At 42.0% G+C, this 25,988-nt stretch carries 16 protein-coding genes, 17 tRNA genes and 1 rRNA gene (1 of these 34 only partly in view); 2 read left to right on the top strand and 32 right to left on the bottom strand.

Annotation, left to right across the window (positions count from 1 at the left end):
• Positions 1-33: 33 nt before the first annotated feature.
• Positions 34-1,101 carry a sugar ABC transporter substrate-binding protein gene (locus EHS13_RS06350; protein ID WP_405083573.1) on the bottom strand — a complete coding sequence of 356 codons (1,068 nt, stop codon included), beginning with the start codon at positions 1,099-1,101 and terminating at the stop codon, positions 34-36.
• Between the two features lie 188 nt (positions 1,102-1,289).
• Between EHS13_RS06350 and EHS13_RS37710 the strand changes: the two genes are divergently transcribed.
• Positions 1,290-1,745, top strand: a complete 456-nt coding sequence (locus tag EHS13_RS37710) for a hypothetical protein (RefSeq protein ID WP_319633420.1) — start codon at positions 1,290-1,292, stop codon at positions 1,743-1,745.
• A 174-nt stretch (positions 1,746-1,919) separates the two neighbouring features.
• Here EHS13_RS37710 and xylF read toward each other — a convergent pair whose 3' ends face one another.
• From xylF to EHS13_RS06325, 4 genes are all read right to left on the bottom strand, one after another.
• Positions 1,920-2,924, bottom strand: coding sequence for a D-xylose ABC transporter substrate-binding protein (gene xylF / locus EHS13_RS06340; RefSeq protein ID WP_405083571.1), 1,005 nt, complete (start codon positions 2,922-2,924; stop codon positions 1,920-1,922).
• Positions 2,925-3,048: 124 nt separating this feature from the next.
• Complete coding sequence (locus EHS13_RS06335) at positions 3,049-4,608, bottom strand: response regulator (RefSeq protein WP_155699532.1); 1,560 nt, start codon at positions 4,606-4,608, stop codon at positions 3,049-3,051.
• A complete protein-coding gene (locus EHS13_RS06330) occupies positions 4,583-6,049 on the bottom strand; it encodes a sensor histidine kinase (RefSeq protein WP_155699531.1) in 1,467 nt (488 codons plus the stop codon). The genes EHS13_RS06335 and EHS13_RS06330 overlap by 26 nt, the downstream gene beginning before the upstream one ends.
• Positions 6,046-7,023, bottom strand: coding sequence for a sugar ABC transporter substrate-binding protein (locus EHS13_RS06325; protein WP_155699530.1), 978 nt, complete (start codon positions 7,021-7,023; stop codon positions 6,046-6,048). The genes EHS13_RS06330 and EHS13_RS06325 overlap by 4 nt, the downstream gene beginning before the upstream one ends.
• Before the next feature lie 236 nt (positions 7,024-7,259).
• On the opposite strand from EHS13_RS06325, the gene EHS13_RS06320 reads away from it, so the two are divergent.
• Positions 7,260-8,342, top strand: coding sequence for a family 43 glycosylhydrolase (locus EHS13_RS06320; protein WP_155699529.1), 1,083 nt, complete (start codon positions 7,260-7,262; stop codon positions 8,340-8,342).
• Between the two features lie 233 nt (positions 8,343-8,575).
• On the opposite strand, the gene EHS13_RS06315 is transcribed toward EHS13_RS06320, so the two are convergent.
• The 27 genes from EHS13_RS06315 to EHS13_RS06185 form a co-directional block, all read right to left on the bottom strand.
• A complete protein-coding gene (locus tag EHS13_RS06315) occupies positions 8,576-11,056 on the bottom strand; it encodes a family 43 glycosylhydrolase (protein WP_155699528.1) in 2,481 nt (826 codons plus the stop codon).
• Between the two features lie 208 nt (positions 11,057-11,264).
• Positions 11,265-13,970 (bottom strand): family 78 glycoside hydrolase catalytic domain, encoded by a 2,706-nt coding sequence (locus EHS13_RS06310; protein ID WP_155699527.1) that lies wholly within the window; start codon positions 13,968-13,970, stop codon positions 11,265-11,267.
• Between the two features lie 136 nt (positions 13,971-14,106).
• Positions 14,107-14,934, bottom strand: coding sequence for a carbohydrate ABC transporter permease (locus tag EHS13_RS06305; protein WP_155699526.1), 828 nt, complete (start codon positions 14,932-14,934; stop codon positions 14,107-14,109).
• Positions 14,934-15,806 (bottom strand): carbohydrate ABC transporter permease, encoded by an 873-nt coding sequence (locus EHS13_RS06300; RefSeq protein WP_155699525.1) that lies wholly within the window; start codon positions 15,804-15,806, stop codon positions 14,934-14,936. The genes EHS13_RS06305 and EHS13_RS06300 overlap by 1 nt, the downstream gene beginning before the upstream one ends.
• 78 nt (positions 15,807-15,884) lie before the next feature.
• A complete protein-coding gene (locus EHS13_RS06295) occupies positions 15,885-17,222 on the bottom strand; it encodes an ABC transporter substrate-binding protein (protein ID WP_155699524.1) in 1,338 nt (445 codons plus the stop codon).
• 107 nt (positions 17,223-17,329) lie between these two features.
• Positions 17,330-18,817 (bottom strand): response regulator transcription factor, encoded by a 1,488-nt coding sequence (locus tag EHS13_RS06290; RefSeq protein WP_155699523.1) that lies wholly within the window; start codon positions 18,815-18,817, stop codon positions 17,330-17,332.
• Positions 18,818-18,835: 18 nt separating this feature from the next.
• A complete protein-coding gene (locus EHS13_RS06285) occupies positions 18,836-20,638 on the bottom strand; it encodes a sensor histidine kinase (RefSeq protein ID WP_162462981.1) in 1,803 nt (600 codons plus the stop codon).
• A 366-nt stretch (positions 20,639-21,004) separates the two neighbouring features.
• The gene (locus tag EHS13_RS06280; RefSeq protein ID WP_155705241.1) at positions 21,005-21,598 is read right to left on the bottom strand and encodes a YdeI/OmpD-associated family protein; all 594 of its coding nucleotides are present in this window, start codon (positions 21,596-21,598) and stop codon (positions 21,005-21,007) included.
• Positions 21,599-21,665: 67 nt separating this feature from the next.
• Positions 21,666-22,355 (bottom strand): hypothetical protein, encoded by a 690-nt coding sequence (locus EHS13_RS06275; RefSeq protein ID WP_155699521.1) that lies wholly within the window; start codon positions 22,353-22,355, stop codon positions 21,666-21,668.
• 608 nt (positions 22,356-22,963) lie between these two features.
• Positions 22,964-23,042: transfer RNA gene (locus EHS13_RS06270), tRNA-Leu, on the bottom strand.
• 59 nt (positions 23,043-23,101) lie between these two features.
• Positions 23,102-23,178, bottom strand: a tRNA-Arg gene (locus tag EHS13_RS06265).
• A 21-nt stretch (positions 23,179-23,199) separates the two neighbouring features.
• Positions 23,200-23,288, bottom strand: a tRNA-Leu gene (locus EHS13_RS06260).
• A 15-nt stretch (positions 23,289-23,303) separates the two neighbouring features.
• A tRNA-Cys gene (locus EHS13_RS06255) sits at positions 23,304-23,377 on the bottom strand.
• A 13-nt stretch (positions 23,378-23,390) separates the two neighbouring features.
• Positions 23,391-23,465, bottom strand: a tRNA-Gly gene (locus tag EHS13_RS06250).
• Positions 23,466-23,476: 11 nt separating this feature from the next.
• Positions 23,477-23,550, bottom strand: a tRNA-Gln gene (locus tag EHS13_RS06245).
• A 34-nt stretch (positions 23,551-23,584) separates the two neighbouring features.
• A tRNA-His gene (locus EHS13_RS06240) sits at positions 23,585-23,660 on the bottom strand.
• A gap of 23 nt (positions 23,661-23,683) precedes the next feature.
• Positions 23,684-23,757 (bottom strand) — tRNA-Trp (locus tag EHS13_RS06235).
• A 7-nt stretch (positions 23,758-23,764) separates the two neighbouring features.
• Positions 23,765-23,849 (bottom strand) — tRNA-Tyr (locus EHS13_RS06230).
• A gap of 21 nt (positions 23,850-23,870) precedes the next feature.
• Positions 23,871-23,946, bottom strand: a tRNA-Thr gene (locus EHS13_RS06225).
• A 22-nt stretch (positions 23,947-23,968) separates the two neighbouring features.
• Positions 23,969-24,041 (bottom strand) — tRNA-Phe (locus tag EHS13_RS06220).
• 20 nt (positions 24,042-24,061) lie between these two features.
• Positions 24,062-24,138, bottom strand: a tRNA-Asp gene (locus EHS13_RS06215).
• 12 nt (positions 24,139-24,150) lie between these two features.
• Positions 24,151-24,227 (bottom strand) — tRNA-Met (locus EHS13_RS06210).
• Between the two features lie 26 nt (positions 24,228-24,253).
• Positions 24,254-24,329: transfer RNA gene (locus EHS13_RS06205), tRNA-Val, on the bottom strand.
• A 10-nt stretch (positions 24,330-24,339) separates the two neighbouring features.
• Positions 24,340-24,414, bottom strand: a tRNA-Glu gene (locus tag EHS13_RS06200).
• A 9-nt stretch (positions 24,415-24,423) separates the two neighbouring features.
• Positions 24,424-24,514 (bottom strand) — tRNA-Ser (locus EHS13_RS06195).
• Between the two features lie 4 nt (positions 24,515-24,518).
• Positions 24,519-24,594, bottom strand: a tRNA-Asn gene (locus tag EHS13_RS06190).
• Positions 24,595-24,737: 143 nt separating this feature from the next.
• Positions 24,738-25,988 (bottom strand): 23S ribosomal RNA (locus EHS13_RS06185) (it continues 1,675 nt past the right edge of the window).

Genomic DNA, 25,988 nt, shown 5'->3' with positions numbered 1-25,988 from the left:
CCTGACTATGATGATTTTCTAATACAGAATCTCTTACAATCCTGTGAAATCTTCTGCTTTATAATAGCCTGAATCAACAAGCTCTTTCTTCACGTTGGCTTTTTCTACAACGATAACGTCTGTTTGTTTAGCTTTTACTTTGATCTTCTTATTGTCGTATTCACCAGTTGTTTCAGGTGACTTACCATCAAGGATGGATACCGCCATTCCCATAGCATCTTTAACAAGTGTACGAACATCCTTGAACACGGTCATCGATTGTTTGCTATCGAGGATGTATTGAACGGACGCTTTCTCAGCATCTTGACCTGTTACTACAAAGCTTGTAACGGCTTTATCGGATGAGAATACATCTGCAATTGAACGAGCAGTACCATCATTTGGTGCAAGGATGGCTACATCGCCCTTCATATCTGCAGCTGCAGCTGTCAAATGCGTTTGAGCTTTATTTTTCGCATCGTTTGCATCCCAGTTTGTTGTAACTTGACCGATAATTTTAGCTAATTGTTCATGGGAAAGCTCAGCGCTATCCTTCAAAGCAATAGCTTCGCTGGAGTTAGCGATTTTGAACGTTCCGTCTTTGATTTTAGGTTGAAGCACTTTCCATGCGCCTTCGAAGAACAAGAAAGCATTATTGTCTCCTGCACCACCAGCGTATAAGTATAATGGTTCACCAGCACCTTTTGCATGATCAACCAGATATTTAGCTTGAGCTGCACCTACTGCAACACTGTCAAACGTAACATAATAATCTACTGCATCTGTACTCGTAATAAGTCTATCGTAGGAAATTACCTTAATGCCTTCTTTTTTAGCTGCTTCTACTGCGCCTGCTGCTGCATCGCCATCTTGAGGGCAGATAATTAGAACTTGGATTCCTTTGCTAATCAATGTTTCAACGTTTTCTTTTTCTTTAGCGGAAGAACCTTGGCTGAACAAAATTTCAGTCGTATATTTTGAACCGGACAGCGCATCTTTGAATCTTTGTTCGTCCTGTACCCATCTCGGCTCATCTTTGGTTGGCAATACGATACCTACACTGAGTTTACTACTTTCGCCTTCTTTTTTGCTGCATGCTGCAACCATCGTAGCTAACAACATAATAACAAGTATTAGAGAAATTGTTTTTAATCCTTTTTTCACTTTAAATACCCCTCTCAAATTCGCTTTATTTACTTACAGGCTTACTATATCACCGAAATAGGCTCATGAAAGCGCAATACAATAGCACTCTTTTATTACCGTCTATACTTTTTTAATCTTTTTTAAACTAATCCTCCACCTTAAACTTGGATACAGCGTCTTTCAGCTCTGCAATCAGATCAACCAGACGGTTCGCATGTTTGGAGACTTCCTTAATCGAATCTGTTTGTACTTCTACAGAGGAGGCGATCTCATCCGTCGAAGCAGTCGTTTGCTCGGAAACAGCCGAGATATTCTCGATTGAGGAAACAACTACTTATTTGGGATACGGCATTTTTCTGATTGTAATTAACCATATTCGTATTATTTACCACATTTACAAGATTATGCGTTTGGGCCAGGATAACAGATATGGTCTCTTGAATGTGTTTAGCCGACTTTTTCCCTTGCTCCGTAAGATTTCTCACTTCATTCGCAACAACCGCGAATCCTTTGCCATGCACCCCAGCTCTCGCAGCCTCAATGGAAGCGTTAATGGACAGAATATTCGTTTGTGCCGTGATTTCGAATATCGCTTTCGTAACGAACTCCTAATCTATTAGGATTGGTGTACAGCCTGACTTCAAATTCTACACGACTTGCTGCAGCATGATTTAAAAACTATATTCCTTAATTTGTTTTACCTAGCATTTTTTGTTATACAACTCATTTTAGCGATTTAGCTCCATAAAAAAATAATCGCCAGAGGATTTACCCTGACGATTAGATAGTCAAAACTATTTATTTTTAACATTCTTATAAACGTCTTCTCTGGAATGAAAGCCATCAGCGATGATGGTATCGTCAATATTGAGCTTGTCTACGGTGATCGGCGGGAGCAGGACAGATGGCACTTCAATCTTGCCGTTGTTCACTTTCCTGTCTGCGCCAGTTTCTTCACCCCTTGCCAGCTTGACCGCAAGCTCCGCTACTTTTTCAGTTAACAATTTGATCGGCTTATAAACAGTCATGGTTTGTGTACCTTCAACAATCCGCTGTGCAGCAGCAAGCTCAGCATCTTGCCCAGAGACTGGAATTTCCCCTGCTATTCCTTGTGCCGTAAGCGCCTGAATGACACCGCCCGCTGTTGCGTCATTCGCAGCAATGACCGCATCAATCTGATTGTTGTTAGCCTTAAGTGCAGCTTGCATGTTCGCTAGTGCATTAGCGGGAGTCCAGTCCTTAGTCCACTGATCATATACAACCGTAATATCCCCTTTGTCGATCAAAGGTTGAAGCACGTTGAACACGCCTTTTTTGAATAAATGGGCATTATTATCTGTATCAGCGCCACCGATATACACATATTTCCCTTTGGGAACCAATCGTGTGATTGCTTTTGCTTGCATTTCCCCTACTTGCTCATTATCGAAGGAAACATATAAATCGACATCCGCGTTTTTAACGAGTCGATCGTAAGCCAGCACCTTAATGCCAGCCGAATGAGCCTTCTTAACGATCGACGCAACTGCTTCAGCGTTATGGGGAACAACAACAAGGAGGTCGATACCATGACTAATCAAAGTTTCAGCTTGCATAATTTGTACAGCGTCATCACCATTAGCCGCCATAATCTCCACTTCTGCACCTAACGACTCCACAGCCTTCTTAAACAGATCTTTGTCCTTCTGCCAACGTTCCTCTTTTAAGGTATCCATGGAGAAGCCAATTTTAATCTTATTCTTAAAAGGTGTTGTGCTACCATCAGAATCTTCGATTGCAGGCTGCTTAGATGGAGTCATCTGCTGCGTACCAGCCACTTCTCCATCCCCTTTGCAAGCCGAAACGCCTCCGATTAAGGCCAGCATAAGCAGGATCAGCCTAATTTGGATAAAAACCACCTTCATTGGTCTCGCTCCTTCTCCGCTAAATCTCATCAACAGATAACCTTTTCTTGCCGAGAAGCGTCTTCCGATACTCTGTCGGTGAAACATCACACATTTTTTTAAATACTTTGCTGAAATAGTTCGGATCGTGATAACCGATTTCGAATGAAATTTCCTTTAAGCTTTTCTCGGGATCACCCATCAGTTTCTTGGCTTTTTCAATCCGACATTCCGTTAGAAAATCGATATAATTCACTCCGAGCTGTTCCTTGAACATTTTGCTAATATAGAACGGGCTTAAACCTACTTTTTTCCCTATTGCATCCAGTGATATATCTTCGTTGGAGTGATTGATAATATGTTGTTTGATTTGTTGGATCGTGTCGGGCTCCAGTCGATCATTATACTCTACATACGTTTGCTTCAAGCGGTTAAGCAATCTACCTGATTCAGCGCTTAATTGCCGATAATCCTGAGCTTGAAAGGAATAAAGCGGAGTCTCTGCTTCAACACCCATATCGCTAAGAACTCGCGAAGCGATCCAGAGGAGTTCCAGCACACGCTGCTGTGTTTGTAACAGATCAACGCCTTCGTTCTCATAACGTTGAATGAAACTCATGACATTCGTATGCACTTGCTCCCATTGTCCGAGTCGTATTTGATCAAAAATCTGCTTTTCCTGTTGTTTAACCTGATGCCCGTCAAGAGCTGCCCCCAGAACTGGGACATCTGAATAAAAACGGTATTTGACATGCAGCGTCGTATCCATGGAAGCGATAAGCGATTCTTGATAAGATTGCCGGATTTGATCCAAAGAATCGTATGCGTTTCCGATCCCAATAAACCAGCCCGCACCGACATCAGCTTTAGTTAAAGAGAGAATTTTTTGAGCAAGAACAACCGCTTGCGCGCGGAATGACTTGTCGGGCTCCCTGAACACGATGATCGGAAGCTGGCGCCCGTTCAATGCACCAACCCAACCGCTTCCTGTCTGTCTAACCTTCTCTTTGATCGCAGAATAGAAGTTTTCCGAGCCAGGCGGTAACAAGACGATCATTACGAGTTTCTCATTCGTCGTTGGGATATCCAACAGCCCGACCAATTCCTCTAAATGCACTTCATGCACATGATCGAATAACAGCTGAGTAACAACATCGGTTTCAACTAGTGGTAATGACCTTTGCAGGACATCTTGTTGCAGCCTGCTGGTCTCAAGGGACTTTCGTTCTTCTTCAATTTGGATGAGTACTTTTCCCACAGTCGCGACGATTTCGCTGGCCTTGCTCGGCTTGAGCAAATAGTCCTTCACGTTTAGCTTGATTGCCATCCGTGCGTATTCGAATGTATCATATGCCGTAACCATAACGAATTTGATTCTGGGATAATCTGCACTGATTCGTTCGATAGCTTCAAGACCGTTCATCCCAGGCATCTTGATATCCATTAAAACTAAATCGGGCTGGAACTCTGCTATCATTTCTAATGCTATTTTTCCGTTCTTTGCTTGTTCGATTATGAGCTCTGGATAGCCCTTCAGCAGAATCGCTTGCAATCCTTCACGCTCAATCTGTTCGTCATCTACGATCAGGAGTTTTATCATACTTTTCAATCCCCCTTGTTTTTGGTATTTTCAATACAACCTTCGTGCCGCGCCCCGGAATACTTTCAATATCCATTACATCATCATAACCGAAGAAAAGCCGAAGCCTCTTAACGACGTTGCTGAATCCGATTCCTGTCGAATGTCCTTCAGATTCGATAAGATGTTCTTCCATGATTTGCTTAATTTTATCCTCATCCATCCCCGGGCCATCGTCTTCAATCTCGATCGTTACTTGTTCGTCTCCATCGATAACACGCAACCAAATAACACCAAAGTCTTCTTTGGGCTCAACCGCGTGGATCACTGCATTCTCGACAATCGGCTGCAGCGTTAAGCCAGGAATCTGTACATGCAGGCAGGACTCGTCGATTTCCATATGAAATTGCAGGCGATCGGTAAACCTTGCTTTTTGAATCTGGATGTATTGCTGCAATACTTTGACTTCTTCATAAAGCGTTACAGATCTGTCCAGCCGCTTTAAGCTGTAGCGCAATAAGTTTGCAACACTCACGAGCAGATCGCTTGTTTCTTCGGAACCTTCCAGGTAAGCTTTCTTGGAAAGCGTATTAAGCGTGTTAAACAAGAAATGCGGATTGATCTGGCTTTGCAAGCTTCGCAGCTGGCTTTCCTGCAGCAGAAGCTTATTCTGTTGCAGTTCGTTCTCTAGCTGCGCCTTTTGCTGAATTTCCAAGATTAGAGTGTTAATATTGATCCGCATGCGATCGAACATCTTAGCGAGAAAGGAAATTTCGTCATTGGATTCCACTTCAATCCGCAAATCGAACCGCCCCTTGGACAACTCCTTGGCAGCTTGAGTCAGCTTCAACACTGGTCTCGTGATACTTAATGAGAACCAATACGTAAATAACAGGAGTAGGAAAGTGATCAGCAGCAGCAGCCAAATCCCGAGTTTTTTCAATTCCTTCGACTGTTCAATAATGCTGCGATAGAAACGATCATACGTCTTCAGCTCTTTATCGAGCAAGGTTAATGTCATCTCCGAAATATATTTGGAAATGCGCGTTGCTTCTAAAACCGCCTTTTGAGAAGACTCCGTTTCTTTCTCAGTCTGGAACATGACTGAGCGATCTATGGTTTCAATGAGACTGTCAATCAAATTTATATAATTGGTCAGAGCGAAATCATTCTCCGAATTTCTTAGAATATAAACCTCGTATTTCGCTTCGCGAATTTTCTGCTTGCTTAGATCTACCTGTTCCAGAGTAGCAGGAGTTGACGAAATCAAATAGTTGTTGATGGCCGTTATCATTTGTTGGCTCGTTGTGGTCACTTCATTCATATGTAAGTATCGCTGCAGAATATCATTATATTGATTATGCGTTTTTTGGTTGTAGTAAGTTAGCGTTGTCCAAATCAGCGCCATAATAACTAAAACGAAAGTGGCAAGCATCCATATTTTCTTCTGAATACTATTCATTGTGCATCCACCGCTTTCAGCATCCGAATATCAGTGAGGTAACCGTTCATATTGAGCGGAACCGTCTCCCCTCTCAGCCATTTCAACATTAGATTCACGCTAGTTTTCCCTATCATATCTGGAGCTTGCTCGATTATCCCGTCTAGTTTCCCTTTTTTGAGCAGCGACAACGATTCAGGGCCGTCATCGAATGAATAAATATAATAAGGCTCGATCTTAGTGCGTCTGCCGATTTCTTGAAGCATAGCACTAGCAATATTCGCATTGATCGCAATAAAGGCATCTACATCAGGTAAGCGATTCATTAAATCCTGAGTAGTGGTCGTTATCTGCTCTATTGTCTCAGCCGTTTCCGCATATTCTGTTCGGACATTTGGGTAGTTCTTCAGCACATCTTGAATACCATTAAGCCGTTGCTCCTGATAAAATTCCTGATGATTGTCACCCATGAGGATGACGCTTCCTGCCTCTCCCATGTCGGTTATCAGCTGTTTCGCAATCATCTGTCCCGCCAAATATTGATTGGAACCGACGTACGTCCTTCTAAGGCTTTCCGCCATCGGCACATCATTTGCTACCGTGATAATGGGGATACCATAGAAAGCAGCTTTAATTTTTGTCAGGTTTTTGAACTCGTCCGTATCTAACCCTTGTACAATAATGCCATCCACTTTGGAATCGATTGCAATTTCAATTTCTTTTAAGAAATCCTCTTGATTTTTATTGTAACTCCCCCATACCTCTAGACTCGCTCCATCTTTCTGCGCTTCCTCGAGTGCACCGTCGCGGACCTTGTTCCAGAAAAGTGTCTCCAGCTCCTGCGTAATTAGAACAAGGCGATATTGCGCCTGCTTTTGGTCCGAAATTACAGGCATCTTCCAATCAGAGCGAAACAATTTCCCAGCAGACATAAACGTAAAATAACAAAGTATCGCACATATACAACTCAGTATAAAAATGATTGTTTTTCGCAAGTGCGGAATCTCCTTTATCAAAACAGCTATTTTCATCATATCACCTGTCAGCAAATGTTAACAACATTCGATCCTGTGTTCTTTTGTCATCACCTGTATAATTGATCCTTGCTGCCAGCAATCCTGTAGTATTGCTTCTATTAAGTCCCCAGCTCTCGAAGTATAATTTAATTCAGTTACATTTTCAGTCTGAAATTAGTAAGTAAATAATAGCAGAAAAGGATAGGTGATCTTATATGAAAAAGAGTAAAAAATCGCTCTATACTCTTACCACAGTAATCGCCCTTATTGCCCTAACCGTACTTGCATGGCCGATCATAAATGAAAGCTACCTTCATAATTACAAAAACGCATATACCAATCCAGTCTTTGAGCCAGTCCTTGCAGATCCTGCTATCCTTAGAGGAGCTGATGGTTTCTTTTATGCATATGGCACGGAAGACGAGTGGAAAACAGGAGAAAAGAGCAAGCTTGTGCCTATTGTGAAATCCGCTGATCTCGTGAAGTGGAATTACGTTGGAGATGCTTTTACAACGAAACCCGATTGGAAGAAGGATGGCGGAATCTGGGCACCAGACATCAGCTTTGATAATGGCAGCTATTATCTTTATTATTCCCTTTCCGATTGGGGCGACTCAAATCCCGCGATTGGTGTTGCTATTTCGGCTAATCCCGCAGGTCCATTCGAAGATAAAGGTAAATTATTCGATAGCACACAGGTTAGCGTGAGGAATTCCATCGACCCCATGTTGTTCGTCGATGAGGATGGGACTAAATATTTAATTTGGGGGAGCTTCAATGGGATTTATGGAATAACGTTAAGCGCGGATGGACTTTCGATTCAGGGAGAGAAGTTTCAGATTGCAGGCTCTGATTTCGAAGGTCCTTACATTATTAAGCGGGGAGCTTATTATTACTTTTTCGGCTCCATTGGCTCCTGCTGTGCTGGTAAAGACAGTATGTATTTAGTCAGCGTAGGAAGATCTGAATCCTTGAAGGGGCCTTATCTCGACGCAGATGGCAATGATATCATTGAGAGCCCAGGTACGGTAATTTTAATTGGTGAAGATTTAGACAAGGACAACAATAAAACTAAAAATTTCGTCGGCCCCGGTCATAATTCAATTATTCAAGATGATTCGGGAACCGATTGGATAGTCTATCATGCGATTGATTCCTCCAATCCGCTCCTGCCCAACGAAGCGACTCGTCGCCCATTAATGATTGATCCGATTGTCTGGGTTGACGGTTGGCCGACCATTAAGAACCAAGTACCAAGCAAAGTGAAAAGCCCAGGACCCGTTTGGAACAAACCTTGAAAACCAAAGGCTATACTTGCGGGGTTTGCTTATTTAGCTGGAGAATGTACCGGTAATTCCCCCCAATATGTCTTTCGTGACCATTTTGCAGTTAAGTAAACTTTTCATCCATTTGTGATCATTTTAAAAGGCGTTTTTCCAGTTAATCGATTAGAGGTGTAACATAATATGTACGCGTAAAAAAAACAAGCAGGATAGAGTTGTTTTCGGCTCCACCCGCTTGTTTAAGAAATCTAATGTATTACACTGAAGTTATCGAATTGAGAATTGGCAAAGTGGGCCCTTAACCCTACCTTTCCGTTGATAAATGGAGTGTTGTTGTCAGTATAGTCGATTTTAGGAGTGACCATATCAACAACATAAACTTTAATGTTATTACCGCTCACAACTACTTTCATATGATACCAGGTGTTGAGATTATACGTTCCGGCTGCAGACGCTAATGTGGTCCAGTTGTAATTCTGTTTGCCAAGTGTAACGTTACCGGTTGCAAGAGAGACCATATACCCCTGGTAAAAATCGGTTCCAAGACCTGCATCATCGCCAGCACCGCCCTGAGCAGGATTCTGTACTCGAACCATGATCCCGCTGTTTAAACCACCAATCCCGTTGACATCGGTCTCAACAGTGTAATCCGTCCACCCTGTGCTTCCCATCACCCGTTTTCCCGTATCATTTATGCTTGCTGTCCCGCTTGCAATAGACCAGCCGACACCACCGACCCAGTTCCAATCACCGCTGAAGGAGGAAGTAAAGCTGTCTGTTTTAGTGAAAGATGAGTTATCCGCTGCAAAGAATTGCAAAGTATAGAAATCGAATTCGCCAGTAACGGTTTCAACTCTTATAGTATGGTTTCCTGACGTTAGGTTCAATCCTTTTAACGTATAGGTTTGCCAGTTATCCCAGCCTCCTGTACTAGGGAGGGTTACTACACCTGTTACATCGGTTCCATCAAACCAAACCCTTACTTGAGTTCCGGTATTTGTTGTTGCATATCTTAAACCTAAATTATACGCCCCGTTTGCTTGAACGGTAACATTGTACTTATACCATTCTCCTGTACTGTTCCAACCAATATTATGTCCACCTTCAGGATTGTTTCTGATATCCACATTATCATTTCTGATATATTGGCCACCTGCGTTTCCACTTGATGTATCATGATAACCTACACCTTCGCCACCAAGATTATAATGAACCGCTTGAATAGTGCCAGGAATCGGTTTGCTTAAATCAAATATGCCGCTTCCGTTAACTTTGTTACTGACTGCAATGTAGCCAAAGTTAGCCTCGTCATCACAGGATAAATAACCAACCTTGCCCGCTCCCAAGCTTGCGGTTATCTTAGTTTCCTTCAACATGCCGTCAACAAAGTACTTGTAAGTTGTTCCAGACTTCTCGATCCGAATCGTATGCAATTTGGTTATATCAAAGCCTGCTGGTAAAGCCGTATTCACCTGCGGACCCCATACCCCACCGACTAACATAACGGTCTCAAGCCGATTGAGATTGCCATTTAATATGGCAACACCGTAGTTGCTTGCATCCACGTACCCATATACAGCCCCAAGCTTGGGTCCCAATGTTCCTTTCGAAACTTCTTTAAGGTTATATTCTGCGGTATAGTTGCTAGCCGTTGTGAATGTATTCTCATAATCAATATAAAACGCTAAGCTTCCTTTTGCAGTCTGGGTAAGGAAACTACTCGTAATCCCCCATGTTCCTCCATTAAGATTGGAGTAGCCCGCCCCTATAGCTGCTCTATTGAATCTATCCTCAAAGCTCGGCAGAGCAGGATTTGGCATGGACCAATTTGTAGGTCCGTACACGGCCATCTTGTCACCATTCCAGCCAATTGGATCAAAATTAACTTGACGTATCGGATAGCCTGCAGGATGTATACTAGCTAAATTATGATAAGTAGTGTAATAGGTATCCAGGTCCGGTCCGATAAAGTTGCTGCTGTGTCCCAAGCCCTTAAAGGCGCCTTCCGTTTTCAAAAGAATTGGCGTACTAGTTTGCGTGAATGGTTGTAACGGTCCCGCTGTATTAGTCGATAGATTCACCCTATATCCAGTGCTAAGAACATGATTTCCACTTCCGGTTAGATTGTAAACCCCATTTCTTTTAATCATGGTTGGGGCTTCCGTCCACTGTCCACTTATTTGTGTACCTCCAAGAGTCACCTCGGATCCGATGGATGCGGGACTGCTCATCGTGGCTCCGTGCAACCCATCGGAGCCTGAGTTATAAAAGTACCAGCCACCATTGTCGTCTATAAAGACACTCCCATCAATACCGTGACCCAAATTGCCGGTCACTTTGACAAATGGTCCTGTCGGACTATTGCTGGTTAGAACATAGTGACCGCCTCCGTTGGGAGAGGTATACATGTAGAAAGTTCCATTCCAATAAACCACTTCAGGCGCATAAGCTACGAAAGTGATGGCATCCGTAGAACACATTCCCGCATAGGTCCAATTCACCGTATCCGTTGAACTCCAGCATTTAACACCCGTTTGGCCATTCGCAGTACTGGCATAAAGATAGAACACCCCGTTGTATTTCATTACATAAGGGTCCCCAGTCCCATAAGAAGCCCATTCACTGGGAAGTGTCATTGGGTTTGTAGACGCAAAAACGCTAGCATTCGGTAATACAAGAGCAAAAATGATACATGCAAAAGCTATCCCTTTTTTAAGATTTCTGAGCATTAATAATTACCTCCGTTTTTTTAGATGATATTCCTAACCAACCTTTTAATCTCTTTTGTTACAAAGATAACCCTCCGTTTTTTTCTAAAATTTACACCACCCCTATTGGCAAGTTTAATGTGAATGCGCTTGCAACCTTACAGTTCTAATCATACTTGCTCTGCCCCTTTTGGGAGGCAGAGTCATTTTCCTTTTAGGGTAGGTTCATTTAACTAAATTCAGTAGACAATACATACGTGCCTGACCCTACATTACTAACCACAAAATACAAGCCGCTTTCATCTAGATAGGCAGAAATCTCTTTCCCATCCATATAAACTATATCACCGCTGCATTTTGGGACATAAATAGTAGCTATGGGACCAACTGGAATTGTGATTTTTAAGGTAACCTTCTTATCTTCCGCATGTTGGGTCCAATGAGAAGCAATGATTCCGTAATTACATTTATAAGTAGCTTCTGCCTCATCCAAATCTTCTGGGATATACGGCTTGATATCAAAAGAGTCATAGCCTGCAGAGGTTGGAGAGATACCTGCAAGAGAACGTGTTAGCCATTCCTTGGCGTGCCCCATCATGGCATGATTCAGCGAGCGACCCATATCCCAGTATTCTGGCAGGGTTGTCATCCCTTGACTGACAAAGTACAAGTAGCTTGGTTGCGTTTTATTCGTTACCATCTTATAAACGACTTCGTTTTGACCATATTTAGCAAGAACAGTTAACATTTGCTTTAAGGCCACTTCACCTGTACTTAAGTGATAATCCGTAACCGCGATTGCCTGGACCAGCAGGCCCATCGACCTCTGAATATTGGGCTCTTCTACAATTTCGCTAAATAGCGCACAGGCATAACTTGCCTGACTTCCAGAACCATAGACACCTGAATCTGCACTGTAATATTCGTTATTAAAGGCTGTTTTAATTGCCCCTGCTAATTCCTTAAAGTAGCCTGTATCCTCGACTTTTCCTATAATGTCAGAGATTTTTGCTACTGTATTTACAATTCGATAATAAGCACTTGTCGCTACGAAATCCGTTGGCGTAGATTTATCGTATGCACCCCACTCACCAATTTGGGCATAGCCAATTAATAAATTGTCGGTTGTTTGGGTTTTTAAATATTCAATATAGGCCTTCATATTCGGATAGGCTTTCTTCAGTATGGTCCAATCTCCATAAACCTGATAGATCTCCCATGGCGTCAGGATAAGCGCGCCGCCCCAATTCGGATCTTTGTACAGGAAAGTAATACGCTGGTATTCAGGCGCAATCGCTATAGATTCTCCGCTCTCCTCTTGAGAGTCCATAATGTCCTTAGTGATTTTCTTCATCCATGACTGAATATCAAAACTTGAAGCAATGGAATTAAACATGAATTGACTAACTTCCGTCCAGCCTAATTTCTCCATGTGAGGACAATCTGTCAAGATGCTATACATATTGCTCTCGATTGAGCGTGTAATAATCGTATTAATCATATTGATATCTTCGCTTGAGGTTTTAAAACTACCTATAACTTCATTGTTCGTTCTCAAGAGATGATTTTTGAAATGAGTAACCTCGGGGTTCCAATCAGCCAGTTCTTCACTAAGCACTATCTCTAGATAACGGTAACCTTGGTAGGAGAAAGTCGGTTTCCAGTTCTCTTCTTCTGCTCCTTTTACAATGTAGCTGTTGTATACAATTCCCCAATCAAAGGTTTCGACTAACGTTCGTTGGTCGACTCCACCTTCGCTGTTTAGAATTTCCCCTGGAAATAATGTAATCTTTCCGCCGGCCATACTCTTTGATATATTCGTCAAATTAATCTCAGGGATTCCAGCACCGTTTCTGCCCATATCTACTAGATAATGGCCATTGGATAATCGGATGACCGATATAGCTTGATAGCTTTCAAACACTGTAATAGATGGGCATTCTCTGGTTGCCAGTTTTCCCATCGGCGGTTCCATTACCTGCACCTGACTCCAGCTATCTCTTCGCGTACCTGCACAGTCCCACCCTTCAATCTCTTTAGTAGCATCATAATCCTCTCCACCGAACCAGCCAGAGAAGGAAGTTGGGCTGTCAGTGAAAACCCAGCTCTCATCGGAGACGATAGTATCCATAGATCCATCTTCATACCTAATTTCCACTTGTACAATCGTTTTTAATCTTCCATATAGCCCTTGCCAGGAAGTGCTCTCTGCAACTCCATTCATTTTCGAGTATCTGAGATGATCTCCCGTTTGAGTACTGACTTCATGATAATTACCGTACATACCATTTCCAAGAAGCACACCAATAGCATTCTTCCCGTCCCTCAGCTGATCAGTCACATCATAGGTCACATAATAAACCGTATCTCTACAGTCACTTTCACCAGGCTCGTAATAGTTTTCACTCACCTTACTGCCGTTTATATGAGCTTCAAACAACCCCAGCCCACTAATATATAATCTTGCTTCAGTAATTATCTTATCTTCACTTGTCCCAAACTCCTTGGCGAGCATCGGAACCATCGAACGGTTTCCTCCCCAGAAATCGCCTTGTCCAATCCAGGTTCCAATCCAATCTGTTTGTTCCAGAAGTCCAGCTTCCCAATAGGCTGGTTTACTCCAATTAGATACCTGATTTTCTTGATCCCATGCCCGAATCTTCCAATAAACTCTTTGCCTCGAAATTAGCGCTTTTCCATTATAGATAATATTGCTTGTTGCTTTTGTTTCAACTTTTCCCGAATCCCACATATCTCCTAAATCATGACTCAACTTCGCCTCCGAGGTTGCTACAACAATTTGATAGCAGGTTTGAAGCTGGTCCCGAAGTGAAGTTTCAATGACATAGCTTAACAATGTGGCTGAGGACTCTAAACCCAGAGGATCTATCAAAGCATTTGTTCTTAAATTAGTTATTTCCCATGTGTGATTCATTCTTATTTCCTCCTATTAATTAAAATTGCTCTCCAAAACCACAGACGGTGTTGGAGAGCAATTTTCAATATCATCGACCTCAAAGCCAGTGATCTCAACTATGATAGTAAGACTGGCAACATGATCTTCATTTGAGTTAACCTTTAACGGCTCCGCCTACAAGTCCTTTAATAAAATGCTTTTGCAATAAAAGGAAAGTAATAATAAGCGGCAATGTGCCTAGTAGTATCGCAGAAAAAATCATATTCCAGCTGCTATTGTATTGGCCTGTAAATGTAAAAATCGCCATAGGAATGGTACGACTTGTCTTTTCTTGTAGAAATAAGAGCGGCACCAAAAAATCATTCCAGATGGATAAGCTGTTTGTGATAATGACGGATGCTGTCACCGGCTTTATTAACGGAAAAATGATTACGGCAAACGTACGAAAAGGGCCACAACCATCGATAAGAGCGGACTCTTCGAGCTCCTTGGGTATTCCCTTTAAAAAACCAGTATATAGAAATATTGAAAATGGAATTGACATTGCGATGAAAATCAAAATTACACCTTGATGTGTATTGATCAAATGTAAGAATTTAAGTAGTTTATAGAGTGGAATCATGCTTAGCTGAAACGGAACCATAATCCCCGCGATAAAATATAAGAATAATGTACTTATAAATTTGGACTTCACCCTTGCTAGCGGATACGCGGCAAAAGAACTCGCTAGAACAACACCTAGTATAGATAATCCAGTAATTAGGATGCTGTTTCCAAAGGCCATGCCTAAACTAGCTGTTTTCCAAGCTTCCGCAAAATTATCCCACATAAAATCCTTAGGAAAGCCTAGCGTCGTATACAATAAGTCTTGAGGAGATTTCACAGATACAGATACTAGAATAATAAGTGGAATAACTACAATCAAAGTCCAAATAGACAATATAATCCATTTGCTCGCTTTACTTGCCCATGCTAATGTCATTATGCCTCTACCTCCCGTTTACGAAGGATCGACAATTGAAAAATAGAGATGATGAGAATGATTAAGAACATAACAACGGCAATCGAAGTTCCATATCCCATTTCATTAAAGTTAAATGCTTTCTTATACAAGAGAATAGCTAACGATTCCGTAGCAGTCCCCGGGCCGCCCTTAGTCATCACATAGATAATATCAAACACTTTAAAGCTGCCAATTATGGAAATCATAATATTGATCGTAAACGCCGGTGCAATCAATGGAAACGTAATTTTTTCAAATGTTTGCCATTTACCCGCTCCATCAATATTCGCGGCTTCATATAAATCAGCTGAGATAGCTTGTAACCCCGCCATATAAATAATCATCGATATTCCAGCCCATTGCCATAAATTCGTGAATACAATACTATACATGGACCATTTGGGGTCTCCTAACCAATCTTGTGCCAGTTGGCCTAACCCGATGTTTTCCAAAAACGTATTGATGATTCCAAATACCGGGTTATACAAATAGCTCCAGATATAACCAATGGCTAAAGCGCTCAATAATGCTGGAATTAGGTATACCACTCTTAAATAACGGTAGTACCATTGCGAACCATCCACCAATAGAGCCAATAATAACGAAATTACATTTTGAAAAATGGTGACTAAGACCGCAAAAACAACTGTGTTCTTTAAAGCAATCCATACCTCTGAATCATTAATCAAGGTATGATAATTTTTCATTCCGACAAAGTTAATCACTGGATCCAAACCATTCCAATCAGTCAAACTGTAATAAACACTGCTTATTATTGGAATTACAATAAATATGCTAAATATTAGAAAGGCCGGCAATATAAAAAGCACCTGTACCCACAGTTTTCTCATCCAATCTCCCTCATATCTTAATTAAGAATTCAGGAGAAATTACTCTCCTGACCGCTCAATTCTTATTATCATTAATAACTATTGACCTTTTTTCTCCGTGAAAACTTTATCCATTTCAGCCAGCATCTTGTCAATTGGGAAAGTCTTACCACCATCAACCATCACACTCTGAATATTCTTCATCATTGTATCTTGTACTCCAGCCGGCCAATTTTGATCTAGGAAGTTATAAGTTCCAACATTCAGATACGGAACCAATTCTTTCAAGGTTGCATCCAGATCCGGATTTACATCCTTAAATACAGGAAACGCTTTTGCTTGCGTTAATAACTGGGCATTGTTTTCAGGTTCAGCCCAGAAATCGAGATACAGCTTAACTTCATCTGGATGCTTGGTCTTTGCATTGCCACCAAGACCTAGAGCAATTGCCGATGGAACCCACACTGGTTTGCCTTCTTCAGCATAAGGGAGAGGAAACATGCCCATATCTGCTTGCGGATTAGCTGCATAAATAGGAGGTAGCCCCCAGTTCCCCATAATCTCCATTGCTGCTTTACCCGTAGCCATCAATTGAACCATTTGATCATAGCTTGTGCCTAAAGGACCTTTGTTAAAATAACCTTTTGCATCAAGCAATGCGTAATCTTCCATCATTTTTTTCCACGGGGAATTCACAAATGTGGTTTTAGCGTCATACATGTCTTTATCAAAAGTCGGAGCATCCCGATAAATAGCTGATGGTGCCATAGCATAAGGAATGATTTGTGTCACCCAAAGATCCTTCATTCCAAGCGCAAGTGGTGTAATATTAGCTGCCTTAATGGTTTCAGCTAATTGTAAAAATTCATTCCAGTTTGTAGGTATAGTCAGGTTCAATTCTTTAAATATCTTTTTGTTATAGATGACGCCAATTGCGTTTTGATCTAGTGGCAAACCGTATACTTTACCATCTTTGCTTTCCATATCCTTAGCACCTTGTTGTAATCTAGATACCCATGGTCTGTCCGAAAGATCCATTAAATAACCGGCTTTGACAAACGGATCCTTCCAAGTACCTGGGAAAACACCAATAATATCGGGTGCGTCACCTGAGGCAAATCTTGTTTTAATAGTGGTTTGATACTGGTCAGTGGGAGCGTTTTCATACTCTATCGTAATATTTGGATATTTTTCATGAAACCGTTTATTAATATCTTTTAGCGTTGGACCTGCTTCTGCTTCTAGAAAATGAAACATTTTTAATGTTACAGGTGCAGAACTGCTTGTTGTTACCGCAGGACTTTCAGCCGCCGCTCCACTTTCTGCGGGTTTCACCGATGCGGGTGTGTCCGTCGAATTGCCGCAGCCTGATAATGCCAATGACAGAGACACGACCGTCGCGAGCGTTGCTGTAATCACTTTTTTTCTTTTAATCATAAAAATTAGCCTCCTCTTATATATCTTACAGTCCTAATAATACTTGTTATACTCTTGTTGGTAAGTAGAGTCATTTTCCTATTAGGGTAGGTTCATTTATCTATTTTTTATTTCTTTTTATAATCCTGAGGAGTAACCCCAGACCAGCGCTTAAAGGTTTGACTAAAGAATTTCGCATCCTCATACCCAACCATTTTACTTATCTCCGCTATTTTTTTGTATCCTCCATTTATAAGCTCTTGGGCTTTATTCATTCTAATCTCCATGATATATTCAGAGAAATTGCTGCCTGTTTCCGCTTTAAACAGCTTCGATAAATAACCAGTACTTAGATGATATTTAACAGCAAAATCCTGAAGATGAATCGTTTCACTGTAATTCTGTTGCACATAGTCCAAGAGTACGGGAATTATTTGTTTGGGATTGCTCTTATCCAATGTATTGCCTACCATCATTCCGCCAAGCTTACCTAACAACCATTCCTGGAGCTTGCTGTAGGTATCGCAGGTTTTGATAAATTCATACATAGAGTCCATACTGAATGATTCCATGTCATTTTTGTTAAGATTCAAGTTATATTTAAGCGCATAGAAAAAATCAGAAAGGAACACAGAAATTTGTTTCAAATTAATAGCAGCCCGGTGCAAGCTATCAAGCATCCGGCGTAATTCCATATTGAGCTTTGCATATTCGGACTCTCGTACGTGCAGTTCAATTAACCTCACACTATCCCAAACGGATATCAAATTCTGCGGTTGAAGGATTGGCATAAATGTAGACATATCGAGTCGAGCTTGATCTTCCAATAATCTCAGACATATTCGATAGGAAGCCTCAAAGACTTCCTGATCCTTCTTAAGGTGATAAACGGTGTGCACGACTTTCTCATGCTTATGGACAAAATCATGGATAAGATTTACCTTTTGCCGAAGATTGCTTTCCTTATCTGTTTTAAGTACTGGAATCATAATAATCCGGATATGCCCATCCATATCAAAGCATTTCGTATTGTGAAGGAACTGAGTTTGCAGCCATTCTTGGAATAGTTTCATAGACAAGCTGCTAAGTGTCCATGTATGTTCACTGTTCCAATTCCGCAATAAAACAACACAAATTAACCAGTTCCCGCTAAGATTTTCTTCCCTTTTCGCTTCCTGATTATTATTCAAGCCATGCATCATTCGTGTTAAGGACCAATCCATGGCCATTTGAATTTTATGTTCTTCTGTAATAACAGAAGCAATCAAACGATCCAAAACCTCATACAATTCCTTGTCAACCACAGGTTTTAATATGTATTCCTTGGCTCCCAATTTAATCGCAGTCCGCGCATATTCAAAATCGTTATAACCACTTAGCATAATAGCCTGCAGCTGAGGATTAATTAGGGAGAGCCTCTGCAAGGTTTCCAAACCACTTAAGCCCGGCATTCTAATATCCGAAATGATGATATCTGGCGCCGCCTTAAGCGCCCCCTCTAAAGCATCCTCTCCATTCTCATAACATACTAAGGTATGTTGTTCAGAATATGGCTTCAAGATGTACATTAATTCCTCCATAGCAAGCGGTTCATCTTCGATTAGAACAATCCTCATAATTTTACCTGTGCCTTTCTATTCAAAGTGAAGTGGTAAAGCAAGTCGAATCGTGGTTCCACCACCCGGTTTATGCAAGAAGGATAGACCATATTTATCTCCATAGATTAAATGCAAACGCTTCTGAATGTTTAACAAGGCAATCCCCATATGTTCCGATTGTGTATTAGAGCTATGAATATCGATTTCTGCAAAGTTCTGGTTGAGCAGCTCTTGAGTCTGGATGTTTATACCCACACCATTGTCAGACACAAAAATCTCAAGTATTTCATCATCCGCTTGAACATTTACAGAAATTAAGCCGCCAGATCTGCGCTGTTCAAGCCCATGTACCACTGCATTTTCCACAAGCGGTTGGATCATTAAGCGTAAAATTCGAGCTTTCAAAAGTCTTTCCGGTATGTTCTGCTCATAGGTAAATCGAGCTTGAAACCGATAGGTTTGAATTTTAATATAGCTTTGGATCAAATTTAATTCCTCACTAAGCTCAACTGTCCCATTCCAATCATATAAGCTGTACCGAAATAAATGAGCTAATGACTCTGTAACCTCCACAACATCAGTTGTTGCGCCTTTTCTTCCCAAGGATTTAAGAATATTCAAGGTATTGAACAGAAAATGAGGATTAATTTGAGCTTGAAGTGCTAATAGTCGTGCGTCTTTCTCACGCAATTCAGCTACATAAACCTGTGAGATCATTTCCTGTAAGCTATCCAACATCTGATTAAATACCCTGCCAAGCTGGCCGATTTCATTACGATGATCTGTTTGGGAAGAACGAATAGTAAAATCTCCTCTTTCCACATGACGCATTGTAATAATCATAGTCCGTAAAGGACGGGTAATCCCAGTTGCAATGAACCAAGCAATTACAATAACTAAGAGCAGAATCAATAACTCAATACTCGTAACTGTATTGCGAATTTCCTTTAACCTTTTAGTAATAGAATCCATTGGCTTCAAGATCAAAGTAGTCCATTCGGTATGATCCGATTTATAGACACCAAATAAATAGGATTTCCCTTGCCAATTCAATGTCCCAGAAGTGTTTTTCCCAATTAGCTCCGTTACATTGATCCCTTCCATAATTTTACCAGTCCATTGATCCTGACTGTCATATATCACATTTCCTTGATCAGTCAGAATAAATAAACTTGAGTCATGCGCATCTCCGTATTCCATGTACGAAACAAGATCCTTCATAACACTAATGTCCATATCCATTTTCATGTAACCTATTTTCTTACCTGTGGGAATTTGATTAATCGCGCGAATTAAGGAGAAAACCTTTACACCCAGAAAATTAGTAATCGTGTTCTCTGTCATCGTAGGCCATAATAAATAAGGCGATTGAGTATACGTCTCAATATACGGATACCAGGGTTCATCCACAATGGAATAACCAAAAAAAGGACCTCTTTTTGCCCAATAGTATGTAATCGCTTTATTCTCGACTGGATATAAAAAAATCCCTTGAACCGATGGCCAAGAAACGGTTGTATTCAACAAATGAGAAGTCATCTGTTGATTTAAACTCGCATCTTCCGCTTCATTGGTTTTTTCCGAGTGGCTTAAAACCGTTTGAACGAGTAAGTCATTAAATACGGAAAGTGACAGCTTTTCCATGTCTTCAATATAGAGCTCAATAGTCCGTGTAATTTGTGTGCTGTTGCTATCGAGCAGCTGTAATGTCTGCTTTTTCAATTCACTTACACTACTATAATAGTAGAAAATCCCGCTCAAAATAATCGAAAACGCAAATAAGAAAGAAAAGCTGAGCACCAGCTTAGTTTTTAACTTCCACGCTTTCCAAAGCTTCATAACGCAAGTACCCCTTTCCCATTTTACAAACACCGGAAACATAATCTGTTTTATGATCTCACTATTAAATCAAATGCACCTCAACAGTTTACCATATCCGTTACAAGGGCGAATATATACTTCAGTACTTGAATAACGGATGGCAAGCCTGATACGCCAACGATCCGATTGGTTTAACGGAGAGTCATGAACCATAGCGTCGTCATGTCAATAAGTGTTTTGTAAGCGTTTTTATTTTGAGGTGCAAAGCTTTAATATGTAATGTAATCATTCTAAGTCATGCACATGATAAAGAAAGAACAGGTCGAATATAACCATTCGTCTGCTCTCTGATGTTAAATTAATCTTTAGGTTTGCATATACGCCCTAATCATCTAATCCTTTTCCATCTAGAATTTGCTGCATATATTTGTCAACCCTTGACACTCGGGTTTTGGATTGTTTGGGTGCAGTAAAATAAATAAGGTATGCCTTTTGCCGTCCCGGCGTCAGTGCCTCAAAAGCAGTTTTCAAGGTAGGAATTTCATCCAGTTTACTTTGAAACTCTTCAGGAATTATGAATTCAGCAGTCTTTTTAAAAATCACTTCCACACCGGATTTTTCAACTTCAATAGCTTCATAAATATAAGCTTTCAAGATGGGTTCCATTTCAGCTATTTCTTGAACATTGGTGAACCGAATCTGGCGCGCCGCCTGTACATTCTCCGTTTGTTGGATCAGGATACCATGGGCATCTTTTAACAAGACACCTTTGTGAAATAGAAGCGCGCAGTAGTCCTTAAATCCATGCATTAAAACTATGTTATTATTCTGAAACGTGTAACATGGATGCATCCACTTTATTTCTTCGGTCAACTCGCAGTCAAGAACGATATCTCTCAACGCTTCAAATTCTTCCTTCCACTTCTTAGCCTTTCTAAGAAATCCATCAACCTTAGGATTCATTCTAATCATTTTCATCATGGCACACTCCACTTTTCATCGATAATTCGTAACTGAGTCTCACAGGTTCAATTGTACTACTATTTTATGGATTGTACAGTTTGCATACAGACTCTAGTGACCCATAATCCAGAGGTAAATCACTTATATATTTAGAGGGATATGCCGATGAAGTGACTGCCCCCACGGTTTCGATATAAGAAAAAAAGGTAATCGACGGAATTTGAATGGTAAGCTTGAGATAACCAATTTTTCGAAACTGTTCGATGCTATGTACTGGCCGGATCAAAGAGTAATAATTGATTCCGTTTTGCTTATCCAATATCCAAAATTTTTGATCCGGAATATCTGTCATACCAAGTCTTTCCTGCAACCGTTCTATTGGAAAAAGATATTTGCCGTCGGTCAGAGTGTCCGATCGGATGGAGTAAACTTCGAGGCTCTCGATATCCGTAGCCTGATAGGCTTGAATGAAGGGAACCGCTTGATCAATTTCTTTGTTCATGAGATAAATCCCTTTTTCGAGGTATACCTCCGGATGTGACAATACGTTCTGGATGGGTTCGGATATGGTTAAATTATCAAGAATGCTGTCATAAAATCGGATGTTGTAAAAAATGCTGCTGTTGGTTTGTATGAGCACTTTTTGATAGGATTCGGAGACGTGTTTGATAATAAGGTTAGCATTTTCTTTGAAAAAATAGTTGGTTAACCCCACGACGGGCAGCAGAATCGTAATCAAATAAACCAACATCAACTTATTTTGCAGCTTCATGAACTCTCCCTTTGTAAAAAAAAATTGCTAACTTTTTTGATGTCCATTTTACAAGAATAGGAGCCGATCTATTTCTATTATACGTCGAGATATACCAAGATCTATAGTACAAATCTATTGAATAACGTATCATTTTTTTTCAAAATGAACTCTTGATATATTGTATTCGACAAGAAAATTAGTTTTCCTTGGAACATCTGCGGGTATTCCTCCAAATGAGAAGTATACTTGAAACTTTGAAATGTTAGGCAGGCCCATTCTTAAGTATACGATTCATTGGTTTAACTTCGTTTGTGCAAAATACTAGCGCCTTTCCCATTCATTCATTCGGAAGAATTGTAATAATTCCTCAATCGCTGCAACTGTTCTAGGCATAAGATGCAATGTCCGATACAATCTAAAAATCCTCCATCTTAAGTATCTGTTTTAGCTTAGATAATTGAAAAGGACGGTTCATGTTTTAAGTAGAGTCCTGTGTGTTTGACTGATACTTAATTAGATACACAGGATTCTTTTAATAGGTTAGCAAAATGTTATTGCTTTCATCATGCATAACAAACAAAAAGACCTTATGATCATAAAGATCATAAGGTCTTTCCTAAATATGATGCCGATGAAGGGACTCGAACCCCCACGGTTTCCCTTTCGATTTTGAGTCGAACGCGTCTGCCATTCCGCCACATCGGCTTGTGAAACTGTAACCTGTTAATTCTTTTGGTCTTGATGATTGAGTTAGGAATAAAAAATGGCGGGCCCTGAGAGATTCGAACTCCCGACCTTTTGATTCGTAGTCAAACATTCTATCCAGCTGAACTAAGGGCCCTAACAAATACTTTGTAAATAATGGTGCCGAAGACCAGACTTGAACTGGTACGGTAGTCACCTACCGCAGGATTTTAAGTCCTGTGCGTCTGCCGATTCCGCCACTCCGGCTAAATTTGAATATTATGGAGGCACCACCCAGATTCGAACTGGGGATAGAGCTTTTGCAGAGCTCTGCCTTACCACTTGGCTATGGCGCCAACAAATGAAATATGGAGCGGACGAAGGGATTCGAACCCTCGACCCTCGCCTTGGCAAGGCGATGCTCTACCACTGAGCCACGTCCGCATGTTAATAAATGGCTGGGGATCCAGGATTCGAACCTGGGGTGACGGAGTCAAAGTCCATTGCCTTACCGCTTGGCTAATCCCCAACAATTATATTTCATTTATGGTATGTAACTTAAATGGGGCGGACGAGGGGAATTGAACCCCCGAATGTCGGTACCACAAACCGATGCGTTAACCACTTCGCCACGACCGCCACGATATTAAACTGTTTTTCTTTGGCAGGGGCAGTAGGACTTGAACCCACACCAAAGGTTTTGGAGACCTTCGTTCTACCTTTAAACTATGCCCCTAAATTAATGGTGGAGGATGATGGATTCGAACCACCGAACTCGATGAGAGCAGATTTACAGTCTGCCGTGTTTAGCCACTTCACTAATCCTCCATAATATTAGGTTTTCAAAAATGGTGCCGTCGAGAGGACTTGAACCCCCAACCTACTGATTACAAGTCAGTTGCTCTACCAGTTGAGCTACAACGGCAAATAAAGAGCTAGAAAAAAGGTGGCTCGGAACGGAATCGAACCGCCGACACGAGGATTTTCAGTCCTCTGCTCTACCGACTGAGCTACCGAGCCTTATTTGAAATATTAAAAAATGGCGGAGCTGACGGGATTCGAACCCGCGGTCTCCTGCGTGACAGGCAGGCATGTTGGGCCACTACACCACAGCTCCATGCTAATAAATTGGTTGCGGGGGCAGGATTTGAACCTGCGGCCTTCGGGTTATGAGCCCGACGAGCTACCGAGCTGCTCCACCCCGCGACATTACATCTTACTAAAAATAATTATGGTGGGCGCTGACGGGATCGAACCGCCGACCCTCTGCTTGTAAGGCAGATGCTCTCCCAGCTGAGCTAAGCGCCCATAATTAACTTGGTGACCCGTAGGGGACTCGAACCCCTGTTACCTCCGTGAAAGGGAGGTGTCTTAACCACTTGACCAACGGGCCGTATCTTAATGGCGGAGAGCGAGGGATTCGAACCCTCGAGGCGCTTGTGACGCCTACACGATTTCCAATCGTGCTCCTTCGGCCACTCGGACAGCTCTCCATAATGGCTCCCCGAGCAGGACTCGAACCTGCGACAACTCGATTAACAGTCGAGTGCTCTACCAACTGAGCTATCAGGGAACAGTGCAATATTTGCGAATAAATCCGGTGTTGAAGAAGCTTTCTCAGGACAGTTATTCCCTGAAAACTAGAAACGAAGCGAAGAGTTGTGAAACATCCAGGTAACACACTGCTTCTTATACATGACTGCATAACAAGTCTTATTGGGTAAGCCCTCGACCGATTAGTATTTGTCAGCTCCATACATTGCTGCACTTCCACCTCAAACCTATCAACCTCGTGGTCTACAAGGGGTCTTACATACTGGGAAATCTCATCTTGAGGGGGGCTTCACGCTTAGATGCTTTCAGCGCTTATCCCGTCCGTTCTTGGCTACCCAGCGATGCTCCTGGCGGAACAACTGGTACACCAGCGGAACGTCCATCCCGGTCCTCTCGTACTAAGGACAGCTCCTCTCAAATTTCCTGCGCCCACGACAGATAGGGACCGAACTGTCTCACGACGTTCTGAACCCAGCTCGCGTACCGCTTTAATGGGCGAACAGCCCAACCCTTGGGACCTACTTCAGCCCCAGGATGCGATGAGCCGACATCGAGGTGCCAAACCTCCCCGTCGATGTGGACTCTTGGGGGAGATAAGCCTGTTATCCCCAGGGTAGCTTTTATCCGTTGAGCGATGGCCCTTCCATTCGGAACCACCGGATCACTAAGCCCGACTTTCGTCCCTGCTCGACTTGTTGGTCTCGCAGTCAAGCTCCCTTATGCCTTTGCACTCTTCGAATGATTTCCAACCATTCTGAGGGAACCTTGGGGCGCCTCCGTTACACTTTAGGAGGCGACCGCCCCAGTCAAACTGTCCACCTAACACGGTCCCTTGCCCCGATTCAGGGGCATAGGTTAGAACCTAGGTAGGATCAGGGTGGTATCCCAACGTCACCTCCACACAAGCTGGCGCTCATGTCTCAAAGGTTCCCACCTATCCTGTACAGATCATACCCAAATTCAATATTAAGTTACAGTAAAGCTCCATGGGGTCTTTCCGTCTTGTCGCGGGTAACCTGCATCTTCACAGGTATTAAAATTTCACCGGATCTCTCGTTGAGACAGCGCCCAAGTCGTTACGCCATTCGTGCGGGTCAGAATTTACCTGACAAGGAATTTCGCTACCTTAGGACCGTTATAGTTACGGCCGCCGTTTACTGGGGCTTCAATTCATAGCTTCGCCTTGCGGCTTACCACTCCTCTTAACCTTCCAGCACCGGGCAGGCGTCAGCCCGTATACTTCGCCTTACGGCTTCGCACAGACCTGTGTTTTTGCTAAACAGTCGCTTGGGCCTTTTCACTGCGGCCCCCTCGGGCTATTCACCCTACCGAGGCACCTCTTCTCCCGAAGTTACGAGGTCATTTTGCCGAGTTCCTTAACGAGAGTTGTTCCGCGCGCCTTAGAATACTCTT

Source organism: Paenibacillus psychroresistens (assembly GCF_009728935.1).
Taxonomy (GTDB): domain Bacteria; phylum Bacillota; class Bacilli; order Paenibacillales; family NBRC-103111; genus Paenibacillus_AC; species Paenibacillus_AC psychroresistens.
Note: the sequence above shows the minus strand (reverse complement) of the source record. Positions and strands in the feature narration are given on the sequence as shown.

What these genes read in the sequence shown, in the direction of transcription:
- EHS13_RS06275 (WP_155699521.1), bottom strand. Translation starts at nt 22,355, where the DNA reads ATGAAGCTGCAAAATAAGTTGATGTTGGTTTATTTGATTACGATTCTG.
- xylF (WP_405083571.1), bottom strand. Translation starts at nt 2,924, where the DNA reads ATGACTCCATCTAAGCAGCCTGCAATCGAAGATTCTGATGGTAGCACA.
- EHS13_RS06305 (WP_155699526.1), bottom strand. Translation starts at nt 14,934, where the DNA reads ATGACATTAGCATGGGCAAGTAAAGCGAGCAAATGGATTATATTGTCT.
- EHS13_RS06350 (WP_405083573.1), bottom strand. Translation starts at nt 1,101, where the DNA reads ATGTTGTTAGCTACGATGGTTGCAGCATGCAGCAAAAAAGAAGGCGAA.
- EHS13_RS06335 (WP_155699532.1), bottom strand. Translation starts at nt 4,608, where the DNA reads ATGATAAAACTCCTGATCGTAGATGACGAACAGATTGAGCGTGAAGGA.
- EHS13_RS06300 (WP_155699525.1), bottom strand. Translation starts at nt 15,806, where the DNA reads ATGAGAAAACTGTGGGTACAGGTGCTTTTTATATTGCCGGCCTTTCTA.
- EHS13_RS06320 (WP_155699529.1), top strand. Translation starts at nt 7,260, where the DNA reads ATGAAAAAGAGTAAAAAATCGCTCTATACTCTTACCACAGTAATCGCC.
- EHS13_RS06285 (WP_162462981.1), bottom strand. Translation starts at nt 20,638, where the DNA reads ATGAAGCTTTGGAAAGCGTGGAAGTTAAAAACTAAGCTGGTGCTCAGC.
- EHS13_RS06295 (WP_155699524.1), bottom strand. Translation starts at nt 17,222, where the DNA reads ATGATTAAAAGAAAAAAAGTGATTACAGCAACGCTCGCGACGGTCGTG.
- EHS13_RS06280 (WP_155705241.1), bottom strand. Translation starts at nt 21,598, where the DNA reads ATGAAAATGATTAGAATGAATCCTAAGGTTGATGGATTTCTTAGAAAG.
- EHS13_RS06315 (WP_155699528.1), bottom strand. Translation starts at nt 11,056, where the DNA reads ATGCTCAGAAATCTTAAAAAAGGGATAGCTTTTGCATGTATCATTTTT.
- EHS13_RS06290 (WP_155699523.1), bottom strand. Translation starts at nt 18,817, where the DNA reads ATGAGGATTGTTCTAATCGAAGATGAACCGCTTGCTATGGAGGAATTA.
- EHS13_RS06330 (WP_155699531.1), bottom strand. Translation starts at nt 6,049, where the DNA reads ATGAATAGTATTCAGAAGAAAATATGGATGCTTGCCACTTTCGTTTTA.
- EHS13_RS06310 (WP_155699527.1), bottom strand. Translation starts at nt 13,970, where the DNA reads ATGAATCACACATGGGAAATAACTAATTTAAGAACAAATGCTTTGATA.